Annotated in this window: 13 protein-coding genes; 6 read left to right on the top strand and 7 right to left on the bottom strand. The window is 72.0% G+C overall.

Annotation, left to right across the window (positions count from 1 at the left end; genetic code table 11):
* Positions 1 to 15: 15 nt before the first annotated feature.
* The gene (locus tag D7V80_RS04850) at positions 16 to 1626 is read right to left on the bottom strand and encodes a Na+/H+ antiporter (protein WP_120587044.1); all 1611 of its coding nucleotides are present in this window, start codon (positions 1624 to 1626) and stop codon (positions 16 to 18) included.
* A gap of 182 nt (positions 1627 to 1808) precedes the next feature.
* On the opposite strand from D7V80_RS04850, the gene D7V80_RS04855 reads away from it, so the two are divergent.
* Both D7V80_RS04855 and D7V80_RS04860 read left to right on the top strand, forming a co-directional pair.
* Positions 1809 to 2711: a dimethylarginine dimethylaminohydrolase family protein gene (locus tag D7V80_RS04855; protein ID WP_233585138.1), complete on the top strand. Its 903-nt coding sequence runs from the start codon at positions 1809 to 1811 to the stop codon at positions 2709 to 2711.
* The gene (locus tag D7V80_RS04860) at positions 2701 to 3498 is read left to right on the top strand and encodes a hypothetical protein (RefSeq protein WP_120587045.1); all 798 of its coding nucleotides are present in this window, start codon (positions 2701 to 2703) and stop codon (positions 3496 to 3498) included. The genes D7V80_RS04855 and D7V80_RS04860 overlap by 11 nt, the downstream gene beginning before the upstream one ends.
* A 4-nt stretch (positions 3499 to 3502) precedes the next feature.
* Here D7V80_RS04860 and D7V80_RS04865 read toward each other — a convergent pair whose 3' ends face one another.
* Positions 3503 to 4156, bottom strand: coding sequence for an MBL fold metallo-hydrolase (locus D7V80_RS04865; protein ID WP_233585139.1), 654 nt, complete (start codon positions 4154 to 4156; stop codon positions 3503 to 3505).
* A 139-nt stretch (positions 4157 to 4295) separates the two neighbouring features.
* Here D7V80_RS04865 and D7V80_RS04870 point away from each other — a divergent pair, with 139 nt between their 5' ends.
* The 3 genes from D7V80_RS04870 (at position 4296) to D7V80_RS04880 (ending at position 11219) form a co-directional block, all read left to right on the top strand.
* A complete protein-coding gene (locus tag D7V80_RS04870) occupies positions 4296 to 6167 on the top strand; it encodes a lipase maturation factor family protein (protein ID WP_120587047.1) in 1872 nt (623 codons plus the stop codon).
* Positions 6168 to 6306: 139 nt separating this feature from the next.
* Entirely contained in the window at positions 6307 to 10263 is a 3957-nt protein-coding gene (locus tag D7V80_RS04875; protein WP_120587048.1) for a protein kinase, read from the top strand.
* 116 nt (positions 10264 to 10379) lie between these two features.
* A complete protein-coding gene (locus D7V80_RS04880; protein ID WP_120587077.1) occupies positions 10380 to 11219 on the top strand; it encodes an Ig-like domain-containing protein in 840 nt (279 codons plus the stop codon).
* A gap of 7 nt (positions 11220 to 11226) precedes the next feature.
* Here D7V80_RS04880 and traB read toward each other — a convergent pair whose 3' ends face one another.
* The 4 genes from traB to D7V80_RS04900 form a co-directional block, all read right to left on the bottom strand.
* On the bottom strand, positions 11227 to 12855 hold the full coding sequence (traB, locus tag D7V80_RS04885; protein WP_120587049.1) for an outer membrane exchange protein TraB: 1629 nt from the start codon (positions 12853 to 12855) through the stop codon (positions 11227 to 11229).
* Positions 12852 to 14957 carry an outer membrane exchange protein TraA gene (gene traA / locus D7V80_RS04890; protein WP_233585141.1) on the bottom strand — a complete coding sequence of 702 codons (2106 nt, stop codon included), beginning with the start codon at positions 14955 to 14957 and terminating at the stop codon, positions 12852 to 12854. The genes traB and traA overlap by 4 nt, the downstream gene beginning before the upstream one ends.
* 141 nt (positions 14958 to 15098) lie before the next feature.
* On the bottom strand, positions 15099 to 16163 hold the full coding sequence (locus tag D7V80_RS04895; RefSeq protein ID WP_120587050.1) for a hypothetical protein: 1065 nt from the start codon (positions 16161 to 16163) through the stop codon (positions 15099 to 15101).
* 87 nt (positions 16164 to 16250) lie between these two features.
* Complete coding sequence (locus D7V80_RS04900) at positions 16251 to 17990, bottom strand: GTPase (protein WP_120587079.1); 1740 nt, start codon at positions 17988 to 17990, stop codon at positions 16251 to 16253.
* 110 nt (positions 17991 to 18100) lie between these two features.
* On the opposite strand from D7V80_RS04900, the gene D7V80_RS04905 reads away from it, so the two are divergent.
* The gene (locus D7V80_RS04905) at positions 18101 to 19480 is read left to right on the top strand and encodes a thioredoxin family protein (protein WP_120587051.1); all 1380 of its coding nucleotides are present in this window, start codon (positions 18101 to 18103) and stop codon (positions 19478 to 19480) included.
* Positions 19481 to 19529: 49 nt separating this feature from the next.
* On the opposite strand, the gene D7V80_RS04910 is transcribed toward D7V80_RS04905, so the two are convergent.
* Positions 19530 to 20678, bottom strand: coding sequence for a metallophosphoesterase (locus D7V80_RS04910; RefSeq protein ID WP_120587052.1), 1149 nt, complete (start codon positions 20676 to 20678; stop codon positions 19530 to 19532).
* Between the last annotated feature and the right edge of the window lie 6 nt (positions 20679 to 20684).

The raw sequence follows: 20684 nt of genomic DNA on the forward strand, positions 1-20684 counted from the left end.
GCCCCCCGGTGGCGCTCAGGAGGCCAGGGCCTGCGGCGGGGGCGCGGGGACGTCCTCCTCCGGGATGTGGGCCTCCGCGTCCTTGGCCTTGGCGATGCGCTCGTCCAGCTCCGCGGTGAGGTGCTCGAAGACCTCCTTGTTGAGCGTGCCCTGCTGGTAGGCCCTGAAGAGGGCGTCCTTCTCCACGATGAGGACGCGGCGGATGGCCTCCTGCTCCTCCTCCTCGTGGAAGCGGTTGGACTGCTGCTTGAGCGTGGCGATCTCCTGCTCCACCGCCTGCGCCTTCTGCTGGTAGTCGCGCTCCAGGGGCTCCAGCACGTCCACCGGAATCTCCCGGCCGCGGCGCATGGACTCCAGGGACGCGAGCGCCGCGTGGATGGCGCCCAGCTTGCCGCGGGCCAGCTCGTACTTCTCCTGGTAGACGTCCTTGAGGCCGGTGATGCCCATCTTCTTGAGCATCGGCGCCATGGTGAGTCCCTGGAAGATGATGGACAGCACCACCACGCCGAACGTCATGTTCACCAGCAGCTCGCGGTGGGCGAAGTCGTTCGGAAGGCCGAGCACCAGCACCATGGACACCGCGCCGCGCAGGCCGCTCCAGGTGAGCACCGCGCTCCACTTCCAGGGCAGCTTCTCCGACGTGAACCGCAGCAGGCCGGACACGCCATAGACGACCACCGCGCGGCCCAGCAGCACCGCTCCGTACGCCAGCAGGATGGGCAGCCACGAGTCGAGCAGCGACGACAGCTGCACCTCCAGGCCGATGAGCAGGAACACCACGGAGTTGAGCGCGAACGCCAGGTACTCCCAGAAGCTCTCCACCGCGATGCGCGTGGTGGGGCCCATGCCCATGCGCGCCGCCCAGTTTCCGCACAGCAGGCCCGCCACCACCACCGCGATGACGCCCGAGTAGTGGAAGTGCTCCGCCACCACGAAGGACCCGTACGCGGCGATGACCGTGAGGGTGATCTCCACCATGGCGTCCTCCACGCGGAGGATGACCTTGGACGCCGCCCAGCTCACCGCCCCGCCGATGACGGCGCCCATGCCCGCCACCTTGATGAAGTCCATCACCGCGCCGCCCACGGTGAACTCCTGGCCCGCGGCCACGCCCACCACCAGCGTGAAGAGCACCACGGAGGTGCCGTCGTTGAGCAGGCTCTCACCCTCCACCAGGATGGCCAGCCGCTTGGGCGCGCCCAGCGCCTTGAACAGGCCCACCACCGCGATGGGGTCCGTGGACACGATGAGCGACGCGAACACCATCGCGTGGATGAGGCCGAAGCCCTCCAGCGCGTTCAGCCCGCTCATCGCCGGGGACAACAGCAGCGCCGTGAGCCCCATGGACGCCACCACGCCCGGAATCGCCATGGAGGTGATGGCCAGCTTGTTCTTCATGAACTTGCGGAAGTCCACGTGGAACGCTGCCTCGAACAGCAGACCCGGCAGGATGACCGCGAACAGCAGCTCCTTCGTCAGGTGCGGCGGCTCGAAGGCCTGCACGATGCCCAGGCCCAGGCCCGCCAGGACCAACGCCACCGTGTACGGAAACTTGAAGTAGCGCGCCGCGATCGCCACCGCTGTCGCGATGGAGAAGAGCAGCACGAAGGCCAACTCGAAGTGCATGAATCCCCAGCCCCGTTTGTGCTCAAAAATGGCGAGGATGCCATGCGCGCGGGGCGGTGGGGCAACCCCCTTTCGGAGGGAATTGAGAGGGGACGGGCGGGCGTTGCATTTTGCCAGACTGTTTTCTCAGGGCTGGAAACGGACGCGTTGTGAGGCTCCGGGGCGGTGGCTAGAAGCGAGGAATGATGGACCTCTTCCTGATGTCGCCCCCGGGCCGGGGCTGGGCGTTGCGCGGCCGTTCGAACTTCCGCAGCCGTGAGGCGGCTCCGGCGGATGCGCGCGGCGCGCGGCGGGAGTGGCTGACGCTCGCCCGGCACATCGAGTCCCGAGGCGGCACGGTGGTGGCGCTGCCCTCGCCGTCGGACGCGCTGACGGGCATGCCCTACGCCGCCGAGTGCGGCCAGGTGGTGGCGCGCGAGGGCCAGGCCCCGCTGTTCCTCCTGCCCAAGATGATGAGCGCGCATCGCTTCGCGGAGCGCGACCACTGGACGCCGCTGGCCCGGCGCCTGGGCCTGGAGGTCGTGGACCCGGGCGTGGGCATCTGGGAGGCGCACGGCGACGTGGCGACGTTCGACGGCGTGACGCTCCTGTTCTGGGGCGGGCGCACGACGCTCGACGGGCTGGAGGCGGCCCAGAAGCACTTCCCCGGCGAGGTGCTGCGCGTGCAGGTGCGCGAGCCCGCGTTCCACGGGAACATGGCGGTGCTGCCCCTGCCCGCGGTGGACCGGCTGGTGGTGTGCCCGGACGTGATGGCGCCGGAGTCGGTGGCGCTCCTGGAGCAGCGCTTCGGCGCGAACCGGCTGGTGCGGGTGGCGGAGGCGGACATCCGCCGCTACGCGACGAACGGGCTGCCGCTGGGCAGGGACCTGCTCGCGCCCACGGTGATGCCCGCGCACATCGTGGAGGCCTTCGAGCGCCTGGGCATGCGCGTGGTGTCCATGCCGATGCCGGAGCTGACGGAGAAGGGCGGGGGTTCGTCGCGCTGCCTCGTGTCGCGCGCGTCGGTGGAGGCCTCGCGCGTCTCGGTTCCGCCGGAGTACCGGCTGGACGTCGTGGCGAAGGACATCGAAGCCGATGGCGGGTGAGCTCGCTTCGCAGGCCCAGGCGTTCTTCGCCGCGACTCCGGAGCTGTCATTGCAGGCGCTGGGCTCCGGCGTGCATGTCCCGTCGCTGGACCTGGCGCCGCACGGCATCCCGGTGACGCACCTGCTGGCGGAGCACAACGCGGAGCTCGCGCGGCAGTACCTCACGCTCAATCAGCTGGCGTTCGGCGGCATCGGCGTGCCGCGCTGGGTGCTGTCGGACCTGTACCTGCTGCCCGGCGCCATCGGGCTGTTGCGCTGTCCCGCGCGGCTGCTCAAGGCGCCCGCGCGTGAGCGGCTGCTCCTGGCGGACGAGGAGTCGGCCATCGGCGCGGCCTGCTACGTGGCGCCGTCGCTGACGCCGGGGCTGTTCGTGGGCGTGTCGCTGTTCAGCTTCCTGCCGGGGCGGGGCGCGTCCGCGTGGGTGAAGCTGCTCACGCTGGGCATGGTGCGCGCGAAGCGGCTGCGCGGCGTCACCCAGTGGGACAACCCCGCCGTGCGCGTGCACTCGCGGCTGGGGCCCATGCGGCTGGTGGGGCGCGTCCCCGGAGGCCACGACTACGACGAGCGCACCTTCGTCTACGAGACGGACCTCTCCGACGAGGCCCGCGTGGCCCGGGCGATGCTCCGGGGGGATTCACCCTCCGGGCCCGCCGTGCGCATCCCCGTCACCGACCTGCTGTCGCTGGGCGCGCTGCTGGACCGCGCGGAAGCAGGGGCCCGGCTGGAGCTGGTGCCTCCCGGCCAGGACGACGGCCACGTGCTGGTGCGCGAAATGCCTCCAGGCTGAAGGCTCAGGGCGCGGGGGCGTGCGGGAACTCGTCGTCCTCTTCCAGGGCCTTGCGCAGGGCGCTGGCGCCGTCCTTGAGGATGGGCGCGCCGTGCGCGAAGCAGACGGTCTGGATGGGCAGGTGGTCCAGGATGCGCTGGATGCTGGTGCGCGTGCGCAGCGGTTCGTCCTGGTACTCGCCGGGGACGAAGGTGGGCGTGCGCCGGCCCTCGTGTGACAGCAGGTCGGAGATGAACACCACGGCATGCGGGCTCTTCTGGAGCCACAGCGTGTACATGGCCTCCGTGGGCCCCGGCGTCTGGAAGGTGTTGAGGCCGCCCGGCAGCGTGGTGCCGTTCACGTATTCGAAGTCCGGCTTCTCCTCCAGGCCCTGCGCGCCCTCGGGCGCCCAGACGGGCACGCCGAACGCCTTGCGCAGGCGCCACGCGGAGCGCTGGTGGTTGCCCGCGGTGAGCACGATGGCGTCGATGTCGCCCAGCTTGCGCAGGGCCTTCTCGTCGATGGGCAGCGGGTCGATGAGGGTGACGGTGCCGTCGTCGTCCACCACCGCGTAGGCGTCGCTGCGGGTGCCGCCGAGCCGGTCGTCGGAGACGGTCCAGTGGTGCACGCCGGGGACGATTTCATCCGTCTTCTTCGCCTGGGCCTTGGGCTCGCTCATGCGGACAAAGCTAGGCACCTGGACCCAGGTGACAGGGGGCCCTGCTCCGCTGCCCGCCTGCCCCTCCAGCGAGCCCTCCTGCCCCCTTCGCATCCCGACCGCCGCGCGCACCTTTGTCGTCGGACGAAGGAGCGACCCGATGCGTGAGATGCAACCGCTGGTGCTGTTCGATGGGGACTGCGGCTTCTGCAAGCGCTGGGTGGCTCGCTGGAGCCAGGACACCGGTGGCCGGGTGCGCTTCGCGCGCGGGAGCAGGTGGCTGCTCAAGCTCCTGGGCATTCCGAAGAAGGACATGCTGCGGGCCATGCAGTTGTTGGAGCCTTCAGGGCGCCGCTCGTCCGGCGCGGAGGCCGTCTTCCGCATGCTCGCCTGGTCGCCCCGCTGGAGCACGCGTCTGGCCGCGCGGCTGGGATTGGCGCCCGGCGTCCGGCACGCGGCGGGCGCGGTGTATTCGGTCATCGCGCACCACCGCCGGCGCGCGTCGCGGTGGGATACGTGGTTGTTCGGCCGCGTGACGGAGCCCGCGGAGCACCGCCTGGTGCGCTGGGCCTTCATGCGCCTGTTGGGCGGCACGTTCCTCATCGCCTTCACGTCGCTGGGGAAGCAGGTGCTGGGGCTCTACGGAGAGAAGGGCATCCGTCCCATCCGCGACGTGGCGCAGTCCGAGCGCTGGGCCGCGCAGGGGCGCTGGCGCCGTCCCTCCGTGTTCTGGAAGGACGCGTCGGACGCGGCGCTGGTGCGAGGCTGCCGCGTGGGACAGGCCCTGTCGCTGGCGCTGCTCCTCAACGTGGCCCCGCTCCCGAGCACCGCCGCGCTGTGGGCGCTGTATCTCTCCTACGTGTCACTGGGGCGCGAGTTCCTGTCGTTCCAGTGGGACGTGCTGCTGTTGGAGATGGGGCTGTTGGGCGCGCTCACCGCGCCGGTCGGCGTGAGGCCCGGGCTGGGGAAGCGGGACGTGTCCGCGCTGGAGGTGTTCCTCTTCCGGATGCTCGTGTTCCGGCTCTACTTCGGCTCGGGCATCAGCAAGTTCCACTCGGGCGACCGGACGTGGCGCGAGCTGAGCGCGTGCGACGTGTACTTCGAGACCGCGCCCCTGCCCACGCGCGGCGGCTGGGCCGCGCACCAGCTTCCGCGCCAGGTGCGTCACGCGGGCACGGCGGCGGTGCTGGCGGCGGAGACGGCGGTGCCGTTCCTCGCCTTCGGTCCCCGGCGTGTGCGGCAGGCCGCCTTCGGCATCTTCTCCGCGTTGCAGGCGGCCATCATGGCCACGGGCAACTACGGCTTCTTCAACGTCCAGTCGCTGGCCCTGGGGCTGTGGCTGCTGGATGACGCGGCCCTGCGGCGCGTGCTGCCGGAGGCGCTGTGGCGCGACGCCGGTCCCGCGCGGCGGCCGTCGGTGCCGGGCACGGCGCTGGCCGTGGCCGCGGCGGTGCCGTTGCTCACGCTGGGCACCGTGGAGCAGCTGCGCCGGATGGGGTGGTGGCCTCGCGGCCCGGAGCGCCTGGTGCGGGCGGTGGACTGGCTGGACGACCGGGTGGTGCCGCTGCACTCGGTGAACTCCTACGGCCTGTTCGCGGTGATGACGGTGGACCGGCCGGAAATCACCGTGGAGGGCTCGAACGACGGCGTGCACTGGGTGGAGTTCCCGTTCCGATACAAGACGTCGGGCGTGGACCGGCCACCGCGTCAGGTCGCCCCGCATCAGCCCCGGCTGGACTGGCAGATGTGGTTCGCCGCGCTGGGGTCGCCGCCCTCGTGGTTCCTGGCCCTGATGGAGCGGCTGCTGGAGGGCTCGCCGGAGGTGCTGGGGCTGTTCGCGTCCAACCCCTTCCCGGACCGTCCGCCCCGGCTCGTACGGGCGGTGCTCCACGACTACCGGATGACGTCCCGGGCGGAGCGCCAGCGCACCGGAGCCTGGTGGAAGCGGGAGTGGCGCGGGCTGTATGTGTCGCCGTTGACCCTTGTGCCCGGGTCGTCCGAGCAGGCGGGGCGGCTGACCTGGTACGTCTGAAACGTGGTTGGGTCCACGTGACTCGCGCCCGGTACGCCAGGACCCCACACGGAGACGGAACGGCTAATGGCTCCCGGTTTGAAACCAAAGGGCCGGGGACTGGCGGGGGATGGGGATCGCTGGGTACGGTGCAAGGGCGATGGTGTCCGGTGCTTCCCCGTCTTCCCTCATCTTCGGCAGGTACGCGGTGCTGCGCCGCGTAGCCGTGGGGGGCATGGGGGAAATCTTCCTGGCACGTCAGGTGGGCGTGAGCGGCTTCGAGCGCCCCGTCATCCTCAAGAGCCTGCTGCCGGACCTGCTGGAGCACGACGGCTCGGTGGAGATGTTCCTCGACGAGGCCCGCGTCGCGGCGCACCTGAACCATCCGAACGTCGTCTCGCTTTACGAGGTCGGCGCGTGGCAGGGCACGTTCTACATCGCCATGGAGTACATCGAGGGCGAGAACCTGGGCCGCCTGGCGAAGGCCGCGGCGCGGGCCGGCACGCCGCTGCCCCACCGCGTCTGCGCGCAGATGATCCGTGACGCGGCGCTGGGGTTGGATCACGCGCACCACGCGCGAGACAGCCAGGGCGCGTCGCTGGAGCTGGTGCACCGGGACATCAGTCCGCAGAACATCATGGTGCGCCTGGACGGCGTGACGAAGGTGGTGGACTTCGGCGTGGCCAAGGCGACCATCCGCGCCAGCCGCACGCGCACGGGCGTGCTCAAGGGCAAGCTGCGGTACATGTCGCCGGAGCAGGTGCGCAACGAGCCCGTCTCCGGCACCAGCGACCAGTTCGCGCTGGGAGTCGTGCTGTGGGAGCTGTGCACGCGCCGGCCGTTCATCGACACGGACAACCCCGCGGAGGCCATGCGGCGCATCGCGCTGGCGGCGGTGCCCCGGCCCTCGCAGTTCGTGGAGGGGCTGTCGCCACTGCTGGAGCAGATCATCCTGCGCATGCTCCACCGCGCCCCCGGTCAGCGCTTCGCCCGCTGCGCGGACGTGGCCCGCGCGCTCCAGGTCTATCTGGATGAAACGCCGGAGACGCCGGAGGAGAGCGTCCCCGCGGTGGTGACGCGGCTGGTGGGCGACACGGTGCTGGCGCGGCTGCGCGACGCGGGCAGCGGCGAGCCCGGACTGCCCCAGGTCCGCGAGCCCTCCAACGTGTCGTGCCCGCGCTGTGGCCAGTCCACCAGCGCGACCAGCCGCTTCTGCCCCGCGTGCGGCAACTCGCTCACGCCCGTGGGCGTGGACGCCGCGCAGAAGTCGCTCACGCCCTCGTCCGGTTCCGGGGACGCCTCGCCCAGGCTGCCGGTGATGCCCGCGCTGCGCGAGCCACCCGTGCACCTGGGCGACGAGGACCTCCCCGACGCGCCGACGGCCAAGGCCCCCGCGCGCCGCGGCGACGGCGCCGTGCACGAGCCGCCCACCGACCCGACGATGGAGGTGCCCGCGCAGCCGGCCTCCGCCCTGGCCGAGCCGCCTGCCACGCACGAGGACGACGACGGACCCCCGGCCCTCGGAGATGAAGCCCCGGGCCCCACGGTGAAGATGCGCGCCATGGACGCGCAGGCGCAGATGCGCCGGCTCACGCTGCTGGTGGTCGCGGGGGAGCCGGCCCAGGCGGTCCGGTTGCGCGAGGCGGTGGCGCAGGTCTCGGCGCGCCACCACGTGGAGGCGATGGCGCTGTCGGACACGCACTGGTGTCTGCCCTTCGGCCTGCCGCAGGCTCGCGCGGACGACGCGACGCGCGCGCTGAAGTGCGCGGAGGAGCTGGGCGGCGCCGGTTTGAACCTGCGGCGGGGTCTGGAGTCCGGCGTGGTGCGCATGAGCGCGGAGGCCGGGGCGTCGCGGCTGTCCGGCCTGGGGCTGGAGCGGGCGCAGGCACTGGCGGACGCGGCGGGGTCCGGCGAGCTGCTGGTGGGCGCCTCCGTGAAGGCGCTGCTGGTGGAGTCGGGCGGGGTGCGCATCGGCATGTCGCGCGAGCTGCCCGGTGGCACGGCATGGCGGGTGGAGTCCGGCGCGCCCGCGAACCGCGTGGAGTCGCTGGTGGGGCGCGACGAGGCGCTGACCCAGGCGGCGATGGTGGTGGAGGCAGCGTGCAAGGGTGAAGGCGGCGCGCGGCTCTTCGTGGGGCCCTCGGGCGTGGGACGCAGCCGCTTCCTGGAGGCGGTGGCGGAGCTGGCCACGGGCGCCTCGCCGCGCGTGGTGTACGCGTGGGGTGGAGACCCTCGCTCCGCGGGAGCGCTGGGGCTGTGGCGCACGGTGTTCGCCGCGCTGTCGCGGGCCGCCACGGGCGGGGACGCGTCGCTGCCGCCGCTGTCGGGGCTGGGCCTCTCCGAACCGGAGGCCGCGGCGCTCTGGCGGAGGCTCGCGCGGGGCGCGCCGTCAGGCGGCGGATTCCTGCCGGCGGGAGACGGCGCGGTGGTGGACGCCATCCAGCGCGTGGCGAAGCCGTCCGGCCTGTTGCTGCTGGTGGACGACGTGCACCGCGTGGACGGCCCTTCGCTGGAGATGCTCGCGGGGCTGCTCGCGGCGAAGGAGCCAGGCGTGTCGCTGGTGGCCACGGGTGACGTGGACGCGGTGCCCACGGCGCTGGCGTCGCTGCCCGTGACGGTGTTGGAGGGCCTGTCGCCGTCGGAGCTGAACGCGCTGCTCACCGTGAGCCTGGGCATGGCCCTGTCGCCGTCGCTGGAGCGGGCGGTGGCGGACCGGGTGCGCGGCAATCCCGCGCATGCGCTGGCGCTGGTGCGGCTGCTGGTGTCGGTGGGGGTGTTGCAGCGCACGGAGAGCGGCTTCCAGTCCAATGGCCCGCTGTCCCCCGCGGCGCTGCCGCAAGGCCTGGGGCAGGCCCTGGGCGCGCGGCTGGAGCTGCTGCCCGCCGCGTCGCTGCGCTTCCTCCAGCGGGCCGCGGTGGAGGGCTCGCTCTTCTCCGCGGAGCTGGTGCGCGTGTCGCTGACGGCCACGGACGGCGCCGGGGTGCTGGAGGACGCGGAGTGGGTGGTGCCCGTGCCCGGGCAGCCCGGCATCTTCCGCTTCACGAGCGAGGAGGCGCGGCAGGTGCTGCGCGAGCGCCTGTCGCCCTCGCAGCTGCGGAGCGCGCACCGGGAGCTGGCGGAGACGTTGGATTACGAGGCGTTCGTGCAGGAGCCGGCCCGCGAGGTGCGGGTGGCGGACCACCTGCTGGGCGCGGGTTCCTCCGGCGCGCCGGCCGCGTGCGAGCGGGCGGGAGACTGGTTCGCGGCGCGAGGCGAGTGGCGCTCGGCGGTGGAGTTCTTCCGCTGGGCCCTGGGCCGGGCGCCCGGCGCGACGGCGGCGGTGGTGCGCTGGCAGCTGGACGTGCTCGCGCGCGCGGCGGGATGTCTCACGCAGGCGGACCCCGCCGCGGTGGACGGGTTGGTGACGCCGTGGCTGGACCGCGTGCCGGTGATGCAGACGCCCGGCCGGTGGGCGGAGGTCGCGCGGCGCCTGGCCGTCGCGGAGCTGAAGCTGGGGCGCGTGGACGACGCGGAGGTGCGCCTCGGCATGGCGCAGAGCCCAGCGGGCGCGGACCCGGAGGTCGAGGCCCTGGTTCTGGGCGAGCTCGCGCGCGTGCGCGAGGCCAAGGGCGAGACGACGGCCGCGGTGGAGCTGCTCGCGCGGGCCTTCCAGCGCATGGGGAACCGGACCCCGTACGTGGCGGACTTCTTCTGGGAGCACTACCTGCTCCTGGGCCGGCTGCAGCAGCGGCTGGGACAGCTGGACCGGGCGCGGGTGGCCTTCACGCGCGCGGCGGAGCAGGCGCGCTCGGTGGGCAGCGCGGTGGGCCAGGCGCGGGCGCTGTCGCAGCTCGCGGGCCTGCGGGTCCTCGCGGGCGAACCGGCCCAGGCGCTGTCGGACCTGGAGCGCGCGCTCGCCCTGGCCGAGCAGGGCGGGGACGCCCAGGAGGTGGCGCGCATCCACTACAACGCCGGGCGCCTGCTGGTGGCGGGAGGCCGGGCGCCGGAGGCGCGTGAGCGGCTGGAGCAGGCGAGGGAGCGCGCCCGGGTGGCGGGCTGGCGGGAGGGAGAGGCCCTGGCCGCGCAGGTGCTGGGGGCGATGGAGGCCCGGGCCCCGCGCCGTGGAAGTGGGCAGTAGTCGTCAGCAGGCGTGCAGGCACGCGGACTTCGGCGCGAGCGCTCGCGGTTTTCACGCCCTCCGGGTGATCCGCCGGTAGACTGGGCCATTCCCCGCCCGCCCTCGTGCCTGCCTTCGTGAAGACGTCACGTCCCGCCTCCTTTTCCCTGTTGGGTTTCCTCGCGCTGGGCGTGCTCGGCGCGTGTGGACCGTCGCCCACGACCATCACCCTGGAGCCTCCCGAGCTGCGCTACCTGCGCACGCAGGGCCAGAACCTGCCGCTCAGCTACACGGTGTTGGACGCGGACGGGCGCAAGATGATGGACACGCGCCTGCGCTGGACCAGCTCCGCGCCGGAGGTGGCCTCCGTGCTGGAGGACGGCACGGTGGTGGCGCGCAAGTCCGGGAAGACCATCATCGGCGTGCAGGGCGGACGGGCGAAGGCGGCGCTGCCGTTGGACCTCACCATCCTCGCGTCGCTGGACGTGCGCGCGCCGGGCGCGGACTTCGTGGAGGTGGGGCGCACCATCAAGATGCGCGTGGTGGCGCGCAATGAAGCGGGCCACGTCATCCCCGACGCGGCGCCCGACTTCCGCTCCAGCAACGAGGCCGTGGCGCGCGTGGAGAACGGCGAACTCATCGCCGCGTCGGCCGGCGTGGCCACCGTCTCCGCGACGCTGGGGCACCTGCACCGCGCCATCGCCGTGCAGGTGGTTCCGCCGGACTTCGCGCGCCTGGGGCTGAACCTCACCTCGTACACCTTCAAGAAGAAGGGCCAGTCGGTGGTGGTCCAGGCGCGCGCGTACAACCGCAACGGCGTGGCGTTGGAGAAGGTGCCGCTGGAGTGGTTCAGCTCCAACGCCGCCGTGGTGACGGTGTCGCCCGAAGGCCGCGTGACGGCCGTGGGCAAGGGCCGCGCGGTGGTGTCGGTGGTGGCCGGCCGCCGCCGCACGGCCGCGGACTTCATCGTCGAGTAGCCCGCCTCTACGGCTTCTTCTTGGGCGGCGCCGGGGACTTCGGCGCGGGGCGCTTGCCGCCCTTCTTCTTGGACGCGGCCTCCACGTCATCCGGGCAGGGCGGGCGGGGACCGTCGACAGGCGGCTGGATGGTGAACTCCACGCGGCGGTTGAGGGCCATGCCCTCCTCCGTGGCGTTGTCGGCCAGGGGCATGCTGCGTCCGTAGCCCTGCGAGCACACGCGCTCCGCGGCGACGCCGGTCTCGATGAGGAATCGCTTCACGCTGGCGGCGCGGCGCTTGGACAGGTCCAGGTTGTACTGGTCGCTGGCGCGCGAGTCGGTGTGACCCTCGATGAGGATGCGGTCCATCTTCGGGTTCTCCTCCATCACCCGCGCGACCTCCTCCAGCACCGGGTAGGACTCGGAGAGGATGACGTCCTGGTCGGTGGCGAAGTTCACCTGCTCCAGGATGACGATCTTGTTCCCCGACGTGCGCGCGAGCGGACAGCCGTCACGGCCGCGCTTGCCCTGCGGAACATCCGGGCACTTGTCGATGCGGTCCACCACGCCGTCGGAGTCCGCGTCGGTGTCCGGGCAGCCGCTGTTCTCCACCGGGCCCGCCAGGTCGGGGCAGCGGTCGCGCTCACCGATGACGCCGTCGAAGTCGGGGTCCACGGGCGGCGGGGGCGGCTCGGGCGGCTCCTTGAAGCGCTCGATGGCCTCCCACTCGCGCGTCTTGGCGGGCACCCAGAGGATGGACGTGAAGAAGCTCAGGTTCGGCGACGCCAGCGAGCAGCCGCAGCCCAGGCCGCCGCCAAAGGTGAACGTGACGCCCAGCGAGCTGTACCAGCGCAGGCCGATGAGCAGCTCCGCGGGAATCTGCCGCTCCTGGCCCGGAGCCTTCTTGAGGCCGAACGCGCCGTTCACCATGCCGAGCGCGGTGATGCCGCTGCCGCGCAACAGGGGCACCTCCGTGCCCAGGCCGAACGGCGCCATGTCCCCCAACTGCACGCCGCTGAAGATGACGTCCGGCCGCTTCCAGAAGCCGCCGTTGAAGGCGAGGAGGATGCCGGACTCGAAGCGGTAGTCGAGCACCAGGCCCGGCGCCCAGGTGAGCTCGCCGTCGCCCGCGAAGGCCTCCTGCACGCCGGTGGGGAAGCTGACGTTGAGCGTGAGCGAGGCACCCCAGCCGTGGCCCTCCGCGGAGCGGCGGAAGCCGGGGATGGCCACCTTGCCCATGAGGCGCAGGTCGCCCAGGGCGAAGCTCTCCACGGGCCCTTCGGTGCCGATGACCTCCAGGTTCTGGCCGCCCTGCAGGAGCACGAGCGGCATGTCCACGCCGACCTCGAACCAGTCGAAGAGGCCGACGGTGGCCATGACGTCCAACTGGAGCCGGTTGCCCACGAGGCTGATGGAGCCCAGGTCACCGTCCTTGGGGACGAGCGAGAGCGGGTTGAGGGAGTAGCTGAAGTAGGGCCCGGCGGAGACGGACAGGTGGGACAGGGGCCGGGACTGGGTGACCATCACCAGGTCCTGCGGCGCGCCGGACGGGCGGAAGACCTGGATGTTGAAGCGCGGATCCGGCGCGGCGTGGGCGGCGGTGGACAGCGCGAGGGCCAGCAGCAGCGGGAGGAGCGGCGCGCGGGAAGGCTTCATCGGACGCGGCGGGCGGAGCGCAGGAAGAGGAAGCCCAGGGCGAGGGTGACCAGCATGGCGGTGCTGCCGGTGGGGGTGCCCTCGGCGGTGGTGCCGCAGCAGAAGGCGCCGCCCTGGGGTTCAGTGCCGGGTTTGCGGCGGCCGCGTTCGCACTGCTGGGTTTCGGCGGAGCAGAACTCGACGCCCAGGCAGTCGCCGCTGTCGGCGCAGGTTTCAAGGCAGGTGTTGGACGTGAGGTCGCAGGTGCCGCCGCAGGGGCAGTGGGCATCGGCGAAGCACTCGACGCAGGTGGAGCCGTCGCACACGGTGCCTTCCGCGCACGTCACGGCGCAGGCGCCGGTGTTGGAGCACGTGCGGGTGGTGGGGTCGCAGGTGCCGCTGCCGCAGTCGGAGTCGTTGACGCAGCCCACGCACACGCTGTTCTGCACGGTGCCGTCGGAGAGGCAGAACGGGGTGTCTCCGCCGCACGAGTCGCAGCGGGGGCCGCAGCGATTGTCGGTGGTGCAGGAGCTGCACTCACCGCTGACACAGGTCTGGCCGTTGCCGCATTCCAGGTCGTTGCGGCACTGGACGCAGACCTCGCCGTCGAGACAGAAGGGGCGCCCACCGGGGCACTTGGAGCAGCCGGGGCCGCAGCGGTCGGAGGTGTTGCACTCGGCGATGCTGTCGACGCAGGCGCCGTTCAGGGTGTCGCAGCGCTGGCCGTTGGAGCACTGGCTGTCGGTGGTGCACTCGACGCAGGAGGGCGGGGCGCCGGGCGTGGGCGCGGCGCACTGGGTGCCATTGGGGCAGCAGTTGCAGGAGTTGCCGGCGCAGGAATCGTTGGTGTTGCAGGGCGTGCAGACGTGGTTGGAGCACGACTCGCCACGGTCGCACTGGGTGTCTTCGTTGCACTCGACGCAGCTGTTCGCGGTGAGGTCGCAGACCTGGCTGCCGGGGCACTCCGCGTCGGAGGTGCACTGGACGCAGGTGAAGTTCGGCTCGTCGCAGACCTGGCCGGAGCCGCAGTCGGAGTCGCGGACACAGCCGGTGCAGACGTTGGTGGTGGTGTCGCAGCGGCCAGTGGCGCAGTCACTGTTCTGGGTGCACGCGACGCAGGTGAACTGGCCGTTGACCTGCGCGCAGATGGGCGCGGTCGGTCCGCACGGCGAGCACGTGTCACCGCAAAGGAAGTTCGTGTCACAGGGCGCGCAGAGCGCAGCGGAGTTGCAGTAGTAGGACGGACCGCAAGTGCCGTTGCCGGGCTGGTTCGCGAACTGGCGGTTGCACTGGACGCACTGATCCAGGTTGTTCGGGAACGACGGGCGGCCAGTTTCCGTCTGGAACAGCTGCGCGGGCTGGACTAGGGAGAAACCGGAAGAAGCAAGGGGAACGACCGGTGGCTGATTCGCAGGCCGGTCAAAGTCCGTGAACGCTCCATCCAGGACGGCGAACTCCAGTGCTGAGTGCTCCACGATCTGCACGTAGAGCAGCTCCATGGCGTAGAGCCCTTCCTGCGTGAAGGTGACGGAGTTGGTGGTGCGTCGTGTCGGAGCTCCGATTTCCGGCGGTCGGATGATGACGTCGTAGCGCCTGCTGGCTTTGTCGAACAGAACGAGGCTGATGGCGTCGTCAGCGTAGAAACCGAAGTGCAGGACCCGTCCGACCATGGCCGGGGTGACGTTCAGGTATCCGCGAAAGCGGGAGACGAACCTCGTATCCGGGTTCGTATAGTGGAAGGGACAACCACCCTGGGCACAGCCTGAATCCACATTGACGAAGTCGCCGAAGCTCAGCACGCGACCGTCGTTCAGGTTGTTCGACAGGTCGAACGCGGAGCGCAGCACAGAGGTCATACGCGCTCCGCTGTTCTCCTCCATGTATGCGTTCAGGCCTTCCGTGTAGAGCGACTGGCTCTGCGGAAACTCGTTCGCGGTGCGCGTCCACACGCTGGACGCCATGCAGATCCCCGTGCCGACGTTGTTGACCGGAGAGGGCGCTGAGGGCTGCCCGTCCACCACTACGGCCGGCAGCTTCTGCGCCACGGCAGGCGCGCTCGCGAGGCACACGGCGAGCAGGGACAGCGCGGCAACCGCGCGGAGGAGGAGGGGAGCTGTGCGCAAAACGGGCGCAGCCTTACAGATTAAGTTGAGGTTCTCAACCTTCCGCCCACGTCCCGAGTCCCTGTGCCCGAATGCGACCTCCAGGGTCCTCCATCCCTCAGGGACGCAATCAATCCGGACAGCGCGCAAAACAGGAAACTGTCACACGCGACGGCACGCGACGTCCCCGTCCTGCGAGCGGATGAACGCCGCGGCGAGTTCGTTGCCCAGGGCCGCGCACAGCACCTCGAAGGTCCGCCGCCGCGCTCCGCCGAAGAAGCCCGGCTGCCGCGCCAGGGTCTCCGGGTGACGCACGAAGACGTTGTACCCGAGGATGCATCCGTCCGCGCGCAACACCGTGATGCCATCCGTGGCCATCATGCCGCGCAGCAGCTGAGAGGCCGCCCGCACCGCTGACGCCGCGCTGTCGTCCTGGGTCGCGTGGTGCCGGTCCAGCATCGACACCACGTCCATGGGCCGGGGCAACAGGATGCCGTCCACGAACAGCGCCGAACCCGCGCGCTCGCGGGGCAACACCGCCACCAGCGTGCCGTGCGAGGACTGCATCACCTCGAACAGCACCCGCCGGAAGAAGCCCCGCGCGTACTCGCGGCTGGAGGGCAGGACCTGCTCGGTCACCGCGCTCGCCAGCGCGTCCAGCACCACGGAGGGCGGCTCCAGGTCGATGCGCGCGCCGGACAGGTACACGTGCCGGCACAGCCCGCCGCCTCCGCGCAGCTCGAGGATGTTGTCCGCCAGCTGCAACACGCCCACCACGCGGGCGCCCCGGTCCGGCGCGTGCCGCAGGCGCTCCAGCGGCGTCTCCGCCAGGGGGAACGGATCCGTCCGGAAGATGCCGTAGGTGAGGCCCGCCGGCTCACGCAGCAGATACAGCGCCCACCAGCGCCCCTGTCCCAGCGGCGCGCACTGCTTGAGCGCCCGCTGGATGGTGGCGCGGTTGCGCGGCCCCGAGCCCAGGGGAATCGGGTCGTGCCCGCCCAGCAGCTCCATCATCGCGCCCAGGTCGTCACCCAGGAACGCGGTGGGGAACAGCAGCGCGCCCTCCTCGCGGTAGCGCGACAGCGTCACCAGCAGCTCGCTGAGCGCGTCCGCCGTTTGCGGACACGTCATGTCCGCCTCGTCGAGGAACGCACTGACGGACTCGGTCAGCAGGTGACGGAACGACAGGATGAGAGGAGAACCCGCCTCCGGGCTCGGACCGGTCATGGCGGACCCAGCATGACGCATCGGTGGCGATGAGGCACGAAGTCTCGCCTCCAGCCCGGAGGCGGGACCCTGTCAGGAGCCGGCCGCCTACTCCGCCGCCCGCCGTGCCGTCTCCAGGGTGGAGGCGGTGCGAAGCCAGCCGTCCGCCTGGGAGTCCAGGTGGGACAACAGCTCCGCGAAGAAGCGCGTCTCCATGGCCTGCGCCAGCGTGGCTCCGTGCGCGTCCGCCCACTTGCGCGTCACCGTCGCGCGCACCTGGGCGCCCAGCAGGTCCACGAAGCGCTCCAAGAGCGGCGTGGACAGGAGCGTCCCCGCCCACACCACCGCGTCATGGCCCAGGCCGCCGGTGGCCACCGTCACCACCGCCGCCGCGCCAGACGGCACCGAGTACACCAGCGTGGTGAGCGCCTGGAGCAGCTCCTCGCGCATGCCGCCCTGCAGCTCGCTGCCCACCAGTTGGCGGCAGAAGTCATACAGCGTGGCCCGGTCCGCCGCGTGCGCGTGCAGCGCGCCCAACTCCAGCGGCGCATCCAGCCGGCCGAGCATCGCGGGCCCGAAGGACTGCGCCAGCTTCTCGCGAGTCTCCGCGTCCCCGCGCCACGCGGCCACCTCCGGCGCGAAGGCATCCACCAGCCTGCGCAGCCCGTCCTTCAGCGAGTCATCCACCGCCTGCGTGGGCAGCGCCTCATGCGGCTGGGGTCCGGTGAAGGACTCACGCACCTTGCGGCTCACGAACGTGAGCGCCGTGGCCAGTCCGCGGAACGGCAGCCGCACGAACCGGTGGAAGGTGCTGCGCGCATCCAGTTCGTCGCGGAACGCATCCACCAGCACATCCGCGGGCACGGCCTTCAGCGCCGCCTGCGCGCCAATGCCTTGCAGGTCGTGCCGCAGCCGTTGCCTCAGCCGCTCCGGCTCGCGGGCCGCGCGGGTCGCCGCCCGCGCCACCGCGTCCAGCTCCGAGCGCGCATCCGACAGCGACGCCTCCAGCGCCCGCGCCTTCAGCTCGCGCACATGCTCCGCCTGGCCCAGCAGCGCGGCGAGCGGCGGCCGTCCATCCAGCGCCTCGGTGGCCAGCGGCTTCAGCCCCGCCTCCACGTCCGGCTGGTGCGGCGCCAGGTAGCGCGCGATGGGCGGGTGGCCCACGTCCTGGGCCAGCTTGTCCAGGTGGCCGCGCGCCACGTCCTCGCGTGTGGCCTCGTTGTAGACGAGCAGGTACGGCTTGCCGTGGCCCACCGCCGCGCGCAGGAAGTCCACCAGCGCCGCGTTCTGGTACGTCTGCCGGCTCACCACGAACACCAGCACGTCCACCGTGACGAGCAGCGCCTCGGCCCGCTCGCGGTTGTCGCGGTACACGCTGTCGAAGTCCGGCGTGTCCATCACCAGCAGCCCGCGCGGTACGGCCTCCGACAGCACCAGGTACAGCCGGCCCGGAGGCCCGGGCTCATCCACGGGCGCCACGGCGCCGTCGGCCACCGGGATGATGTCGTAGCGCTGGGTGAGCACGTCCTTCAGCGCGCCCGCCCACGTCTCCGGATTCGACGCGGCCAGGCACTGCTTGGTGAGTCCGCCCTCGGGACGCGCGGGGGACAGGGACGCCTTCGCCAGCGAGTTGAAGAGCGTGGACTTCCCGACGTTGTTGGGGCCGGCGATGGCCACGAGGAGCAGCGGCGCGTCCCCGGCGCCGAGGCGGGGCAGCAGGTCGCGGCGCAGGCGTTCAGCCAGGCGGCGGGCCACGTCGGCGTCACCGCTGTCGGGGAAGCGCTCGGAGGCGGGCAGGGCGTCTAGGGCGGACGCGAGGGCGGTGCGCAGGGCGCGAGGGTCCTTCATGGGCATAGGGGCCATGTGCAGGACAGCACGCACGCCGCGTCGTGCCCAGCGAAGTGTGCGCGCTCTGTCCACCGGGGACACCCCTGGAGAGGCGCGGTAGGGTGCGCCGCATGCGCTCCCTCCTCGCCTGCCTGTTCCTGTCGGGGTCCATCGCCTGCACGGCCACGAACGCCAACGCGCCCGCGCCCGCGTCCGCCGAGGCCCACGCCGAAGGCCCGCTGCCCTTCATCCCGGACGACTACGCCCGCGCGCTCGCGGACGCGAAGGCGAAGGGCGTGCCCCTGTTCGTCGACACCTGGGCGCCGTGGTGTCACACCTGCCGCTCCATGCGCGCGTACGTCTTCACGGACAAGGCGCTGGCGAAGCACGCGGACCGCTTCGTGTGGCTGGAGCTCAACACCGACCTGACCCAGAACGCGACGTTCCAGGAGAAGTACCCGGTGGAGTTCTGGCCCACCTTCTTCATCATCGACCCGCGCGAGGAGAAGGCCCTGCTGCGCTTCGCCGGCAGCGCGACGGTGCCGCAGCTGGAGCGCCTCTTCGAGGACGGCGAGCGCGCCTACCAGGGCGGTGCCACCGGCGCGGAAGCGCTGCTCGCGCGCGGGGATGCCCTCTACGGAGAGCGCAAGCCCGCGGAGGCCGCGGAGGCCCTGTCGCTCGCGCTCGCGGAGGCTCCCGCGGACTGGTCCCGCCGGGGCCGCGCGCTGGAGTCGCTGCTGATGGCGCAGTACGGAGCGAAGCAGTACGTGCCCTGCGCGCAGAAGGCGGTGGCGGAGCTGCCGAAGGTGCCGCGCTCGCTCAACCTGGCCAACGGCGTCCTCAACGGCCTCAGCTGCGCGCTGGCCATCCCGGAAGGCACGCCCGAGGCGGCGGACCTGCGGCACGCGCTGGAGGCGAAGGCGCGCGACGTGCTCGCGCCGCCGGCCATCGACATGGAGGCGGATGACCGCTCCGGCCTGTACGAGGTGCTGGTGGAGGCGCGCAAGCAGGACAAGGACACCGCGGGCGCGAAGCAGGTGGCCCAGGAGTGGCTGACTTTCCTGGAGGGCGAGGCCGCGAAGGCGCCGAACCCCGAGGCGCGCAGCGTGTTCGACTCGCACCGCATGCTCGCGGCGATGACGCTGGAGCAGCCGCAGCGGGCCATCCCCGCGCTGGAGCAGAGCGAGAAAGACCTGCCGCAGGACTACAACCCGCCCGCGCGGCTCGCGACGCTGTACCGCCTGTCGGGCCGGCTGGACGACGCGCTCGCCGCGAACGACCGGGCGCTGGCGCGGGTGCAGGGAGCGCGGCGGCTGTCCGTGCTCTCCGGCCGCGCGGACATCCAGGTCGCGCGCAAGGACACCGCCGGCGCGGTGAAGACGCTGGAGGAGGCGCTGACCTTCGCGAAGACGCTGCCCGCCGCGCAGGTGTCCCCGCGTCAGGTGGAGTCGCTGGAGAAGAAGCTCGCCAGCCTGAAGTCGCCTGCCGCTGTTCCTGGCGCGGCGCCGTAGCGGATGCACGAGCCTTCGCGCGCGCCACGCATGCGGCACGCGCGAAGACTCACGATGCCAGCGGCACCGAGCGTCGGGCATTCAAATCAAACAGCTCGAAGTCTTCCGCGCGGCCCTCGCGCATGGCGCCGTCGGTGAACACCATCACCGCCTCGCCCGGGCCCGTCATGGGCGGCGGGCCGTGCGCGTAGTCCACGCGCGTCCCGTCCGTCACCAGGTGGCGCAGCACTCCATCGCGCGTGGGGCCGGGTGACACCAGCTCCCGCACCCGCTTGTCCCGCGTGTGGCCCACCACCTGGGTCAACCCGAGGGGCAACCTCCGGGGATCGAACCTGCGCCGGGGCGTTCCCCGCACGCGCTCCCCATCCTCCGCGGCGAGGCTGGGCCGCTGGTAGAAGATGCCCACTCCCTCGCCATCCTTCGCATTGCCCGGATGGTGCAGCCCCGGCAGCACGAGCGGCCCGCCCTTCCACGCCGCCACCGCCCGGTCCATCACGCCGTTGAGCGCCTCCGCCACCGCGTGCGCCTCCGCCCACCGCTCAGGCGCGAGCCCCACGACCCCCAGGTCTTCGCGAGTGACGCCCGCGTGCAGCACCAGCAGCGAGTCCCCCGCCGCATGCGCCACGCGGAAGCGCCGTGCGCGCAGCAGGTGCTCCACCCACGCGCGCTGCTCCTCGGTCCAGGTGCTGAAGTCCCGCGCCGCCAGCTCCGCGCTCGGCAATCCAGGCCAGCGCTGGAGGAAGGCCCGCTCCGCCGCCGCGTCGGTGTCGTCCCCCGCGTAGACCCGGTCCGCCTCCACCTGCGCGGCGCGGAACGTCGCATCCGTGAAGTCCGCCAGCTCCCCCACGCGTCCCAGGTCGTGGTTGCCCAGGAGCATCACGGCCTGATCCGCCGGATGGGACGCGAGCCACGCCACCAGCCGCAGCGCGCTCCGGGCCACGCGCTCCCGGTCCGCCGCGGGGCCCCAGTCGAAGTGGTCGCCCACGGACACCAGGCACACGTGCGGCCGCAGCCCTCCCTCTTCGTCCAGCAGCCCGTGCAGCGAGAGGATGGAGAGCACCCGGTCGAAGTCCGCCTGCGGGTCCCCCATCGCCACGTGCAGCGTGCGGCGCTGGCCATCCGCCGCCAGCGCGTGCGGCCCCTTCGCCACCGCCACGTCGGCGCGGGCCAGCGCCTTCCTCAAGAGCGCTTCGTCCATCCCTCC

The sequence above is a fragment of the Corallococcus sp. CA054B genome (assembly GCF_003611625.1).
Classification (GTDB): Bacteria; Myxococcota; Myxococcia; order Myxococcales; family Myxococcaceae; genus Corallococcus; species Corallococcus coralloides.

Excerpts from the sequence above, each read along its gene's own strand:
- traB (WP_120587049.1), bottom strand. The coding sequence starts at position 12,855 with ATGAAGCCTTCCCGCGCGCCGCTCCTCCCGCTGCTGCTGGCCCTCGCG.
- D7V80_RS04875 (WP_120587048.1), top strand. The coding sequence starts at position 6,307 with ATGGTGTCCGGTGCTTCCCCGTCTTCCCTCATCTTCGGCAGGTACGCG.
- D7V80_RS04905 (WP_120587051.1), top strand. The coding sequence starts at position 18,101 with ATGCGCTCCCTCCTCGCCTGCCTGTTCCTGTCGGGGTCCATCGCCTGC.
- D7V80_RS04855 (WP_233585138.1), top strand. The coding sequence starts at position 1,809 with ATGATGGACCTCTTCCTGATGTCGCCCCCGGGCCGGGGCTGGGCGTTG.
- D7V80_RS04865 (WP_233585139.1), bottom strand. The coding sequence starts at position 4,156 with ATGAGCGAGCCCAAGGCCCAGGCGAAGAAGACGGATGAAATCGTCCCC.
- D7V80_RS04850 (WP_120587044.1), bottom strand. The coding sequence starts at position 1,626 with ATGCACTTCGAGTTGGCCTTCGTGCTGCTCTTCTCCATCGCGACAGCG.
- D7V80_RS04870 (WP_120587047.1), top strand. The coding sequence starts at position 4,296 with ATGCGTGAGATGCAACCGCTGGTGCTGTTCGATGGGGACTGCGGCTTC.
- D7V80_RS04860 (WP_120587045.1), top strand. The coding sequence starts at position 2,701 with ATGGCGGGTGAGCTCGCTTCGCAGGCCCAGGCGTTCTTCGCCGCGACT.
- D7V80_RS04895 (WP_120587050.1), bottom strand. The coding sequence starts at position 16,163 with ATGACCGGTCCGAGCCCGGAGGCGGGTTCTCCTCTCATCCTGTCGTTC.
- D7V80_RS04900 (WP_120587079.1), bottom strand. The coding sequence starts at position 17,990 with ATGAAGGACCCTCGCGCCCTGCGCACCGCCCTCGCGTCCGCCCTAGAC.
- D7V80_RS04910 (WP_120587052.1), bottom strand. The coding sequence starts at position 20,678 with ATGGACGAAGCGCTCTTGAGGAAGGCGCTGGCCCGCGCCGACGTGGCG.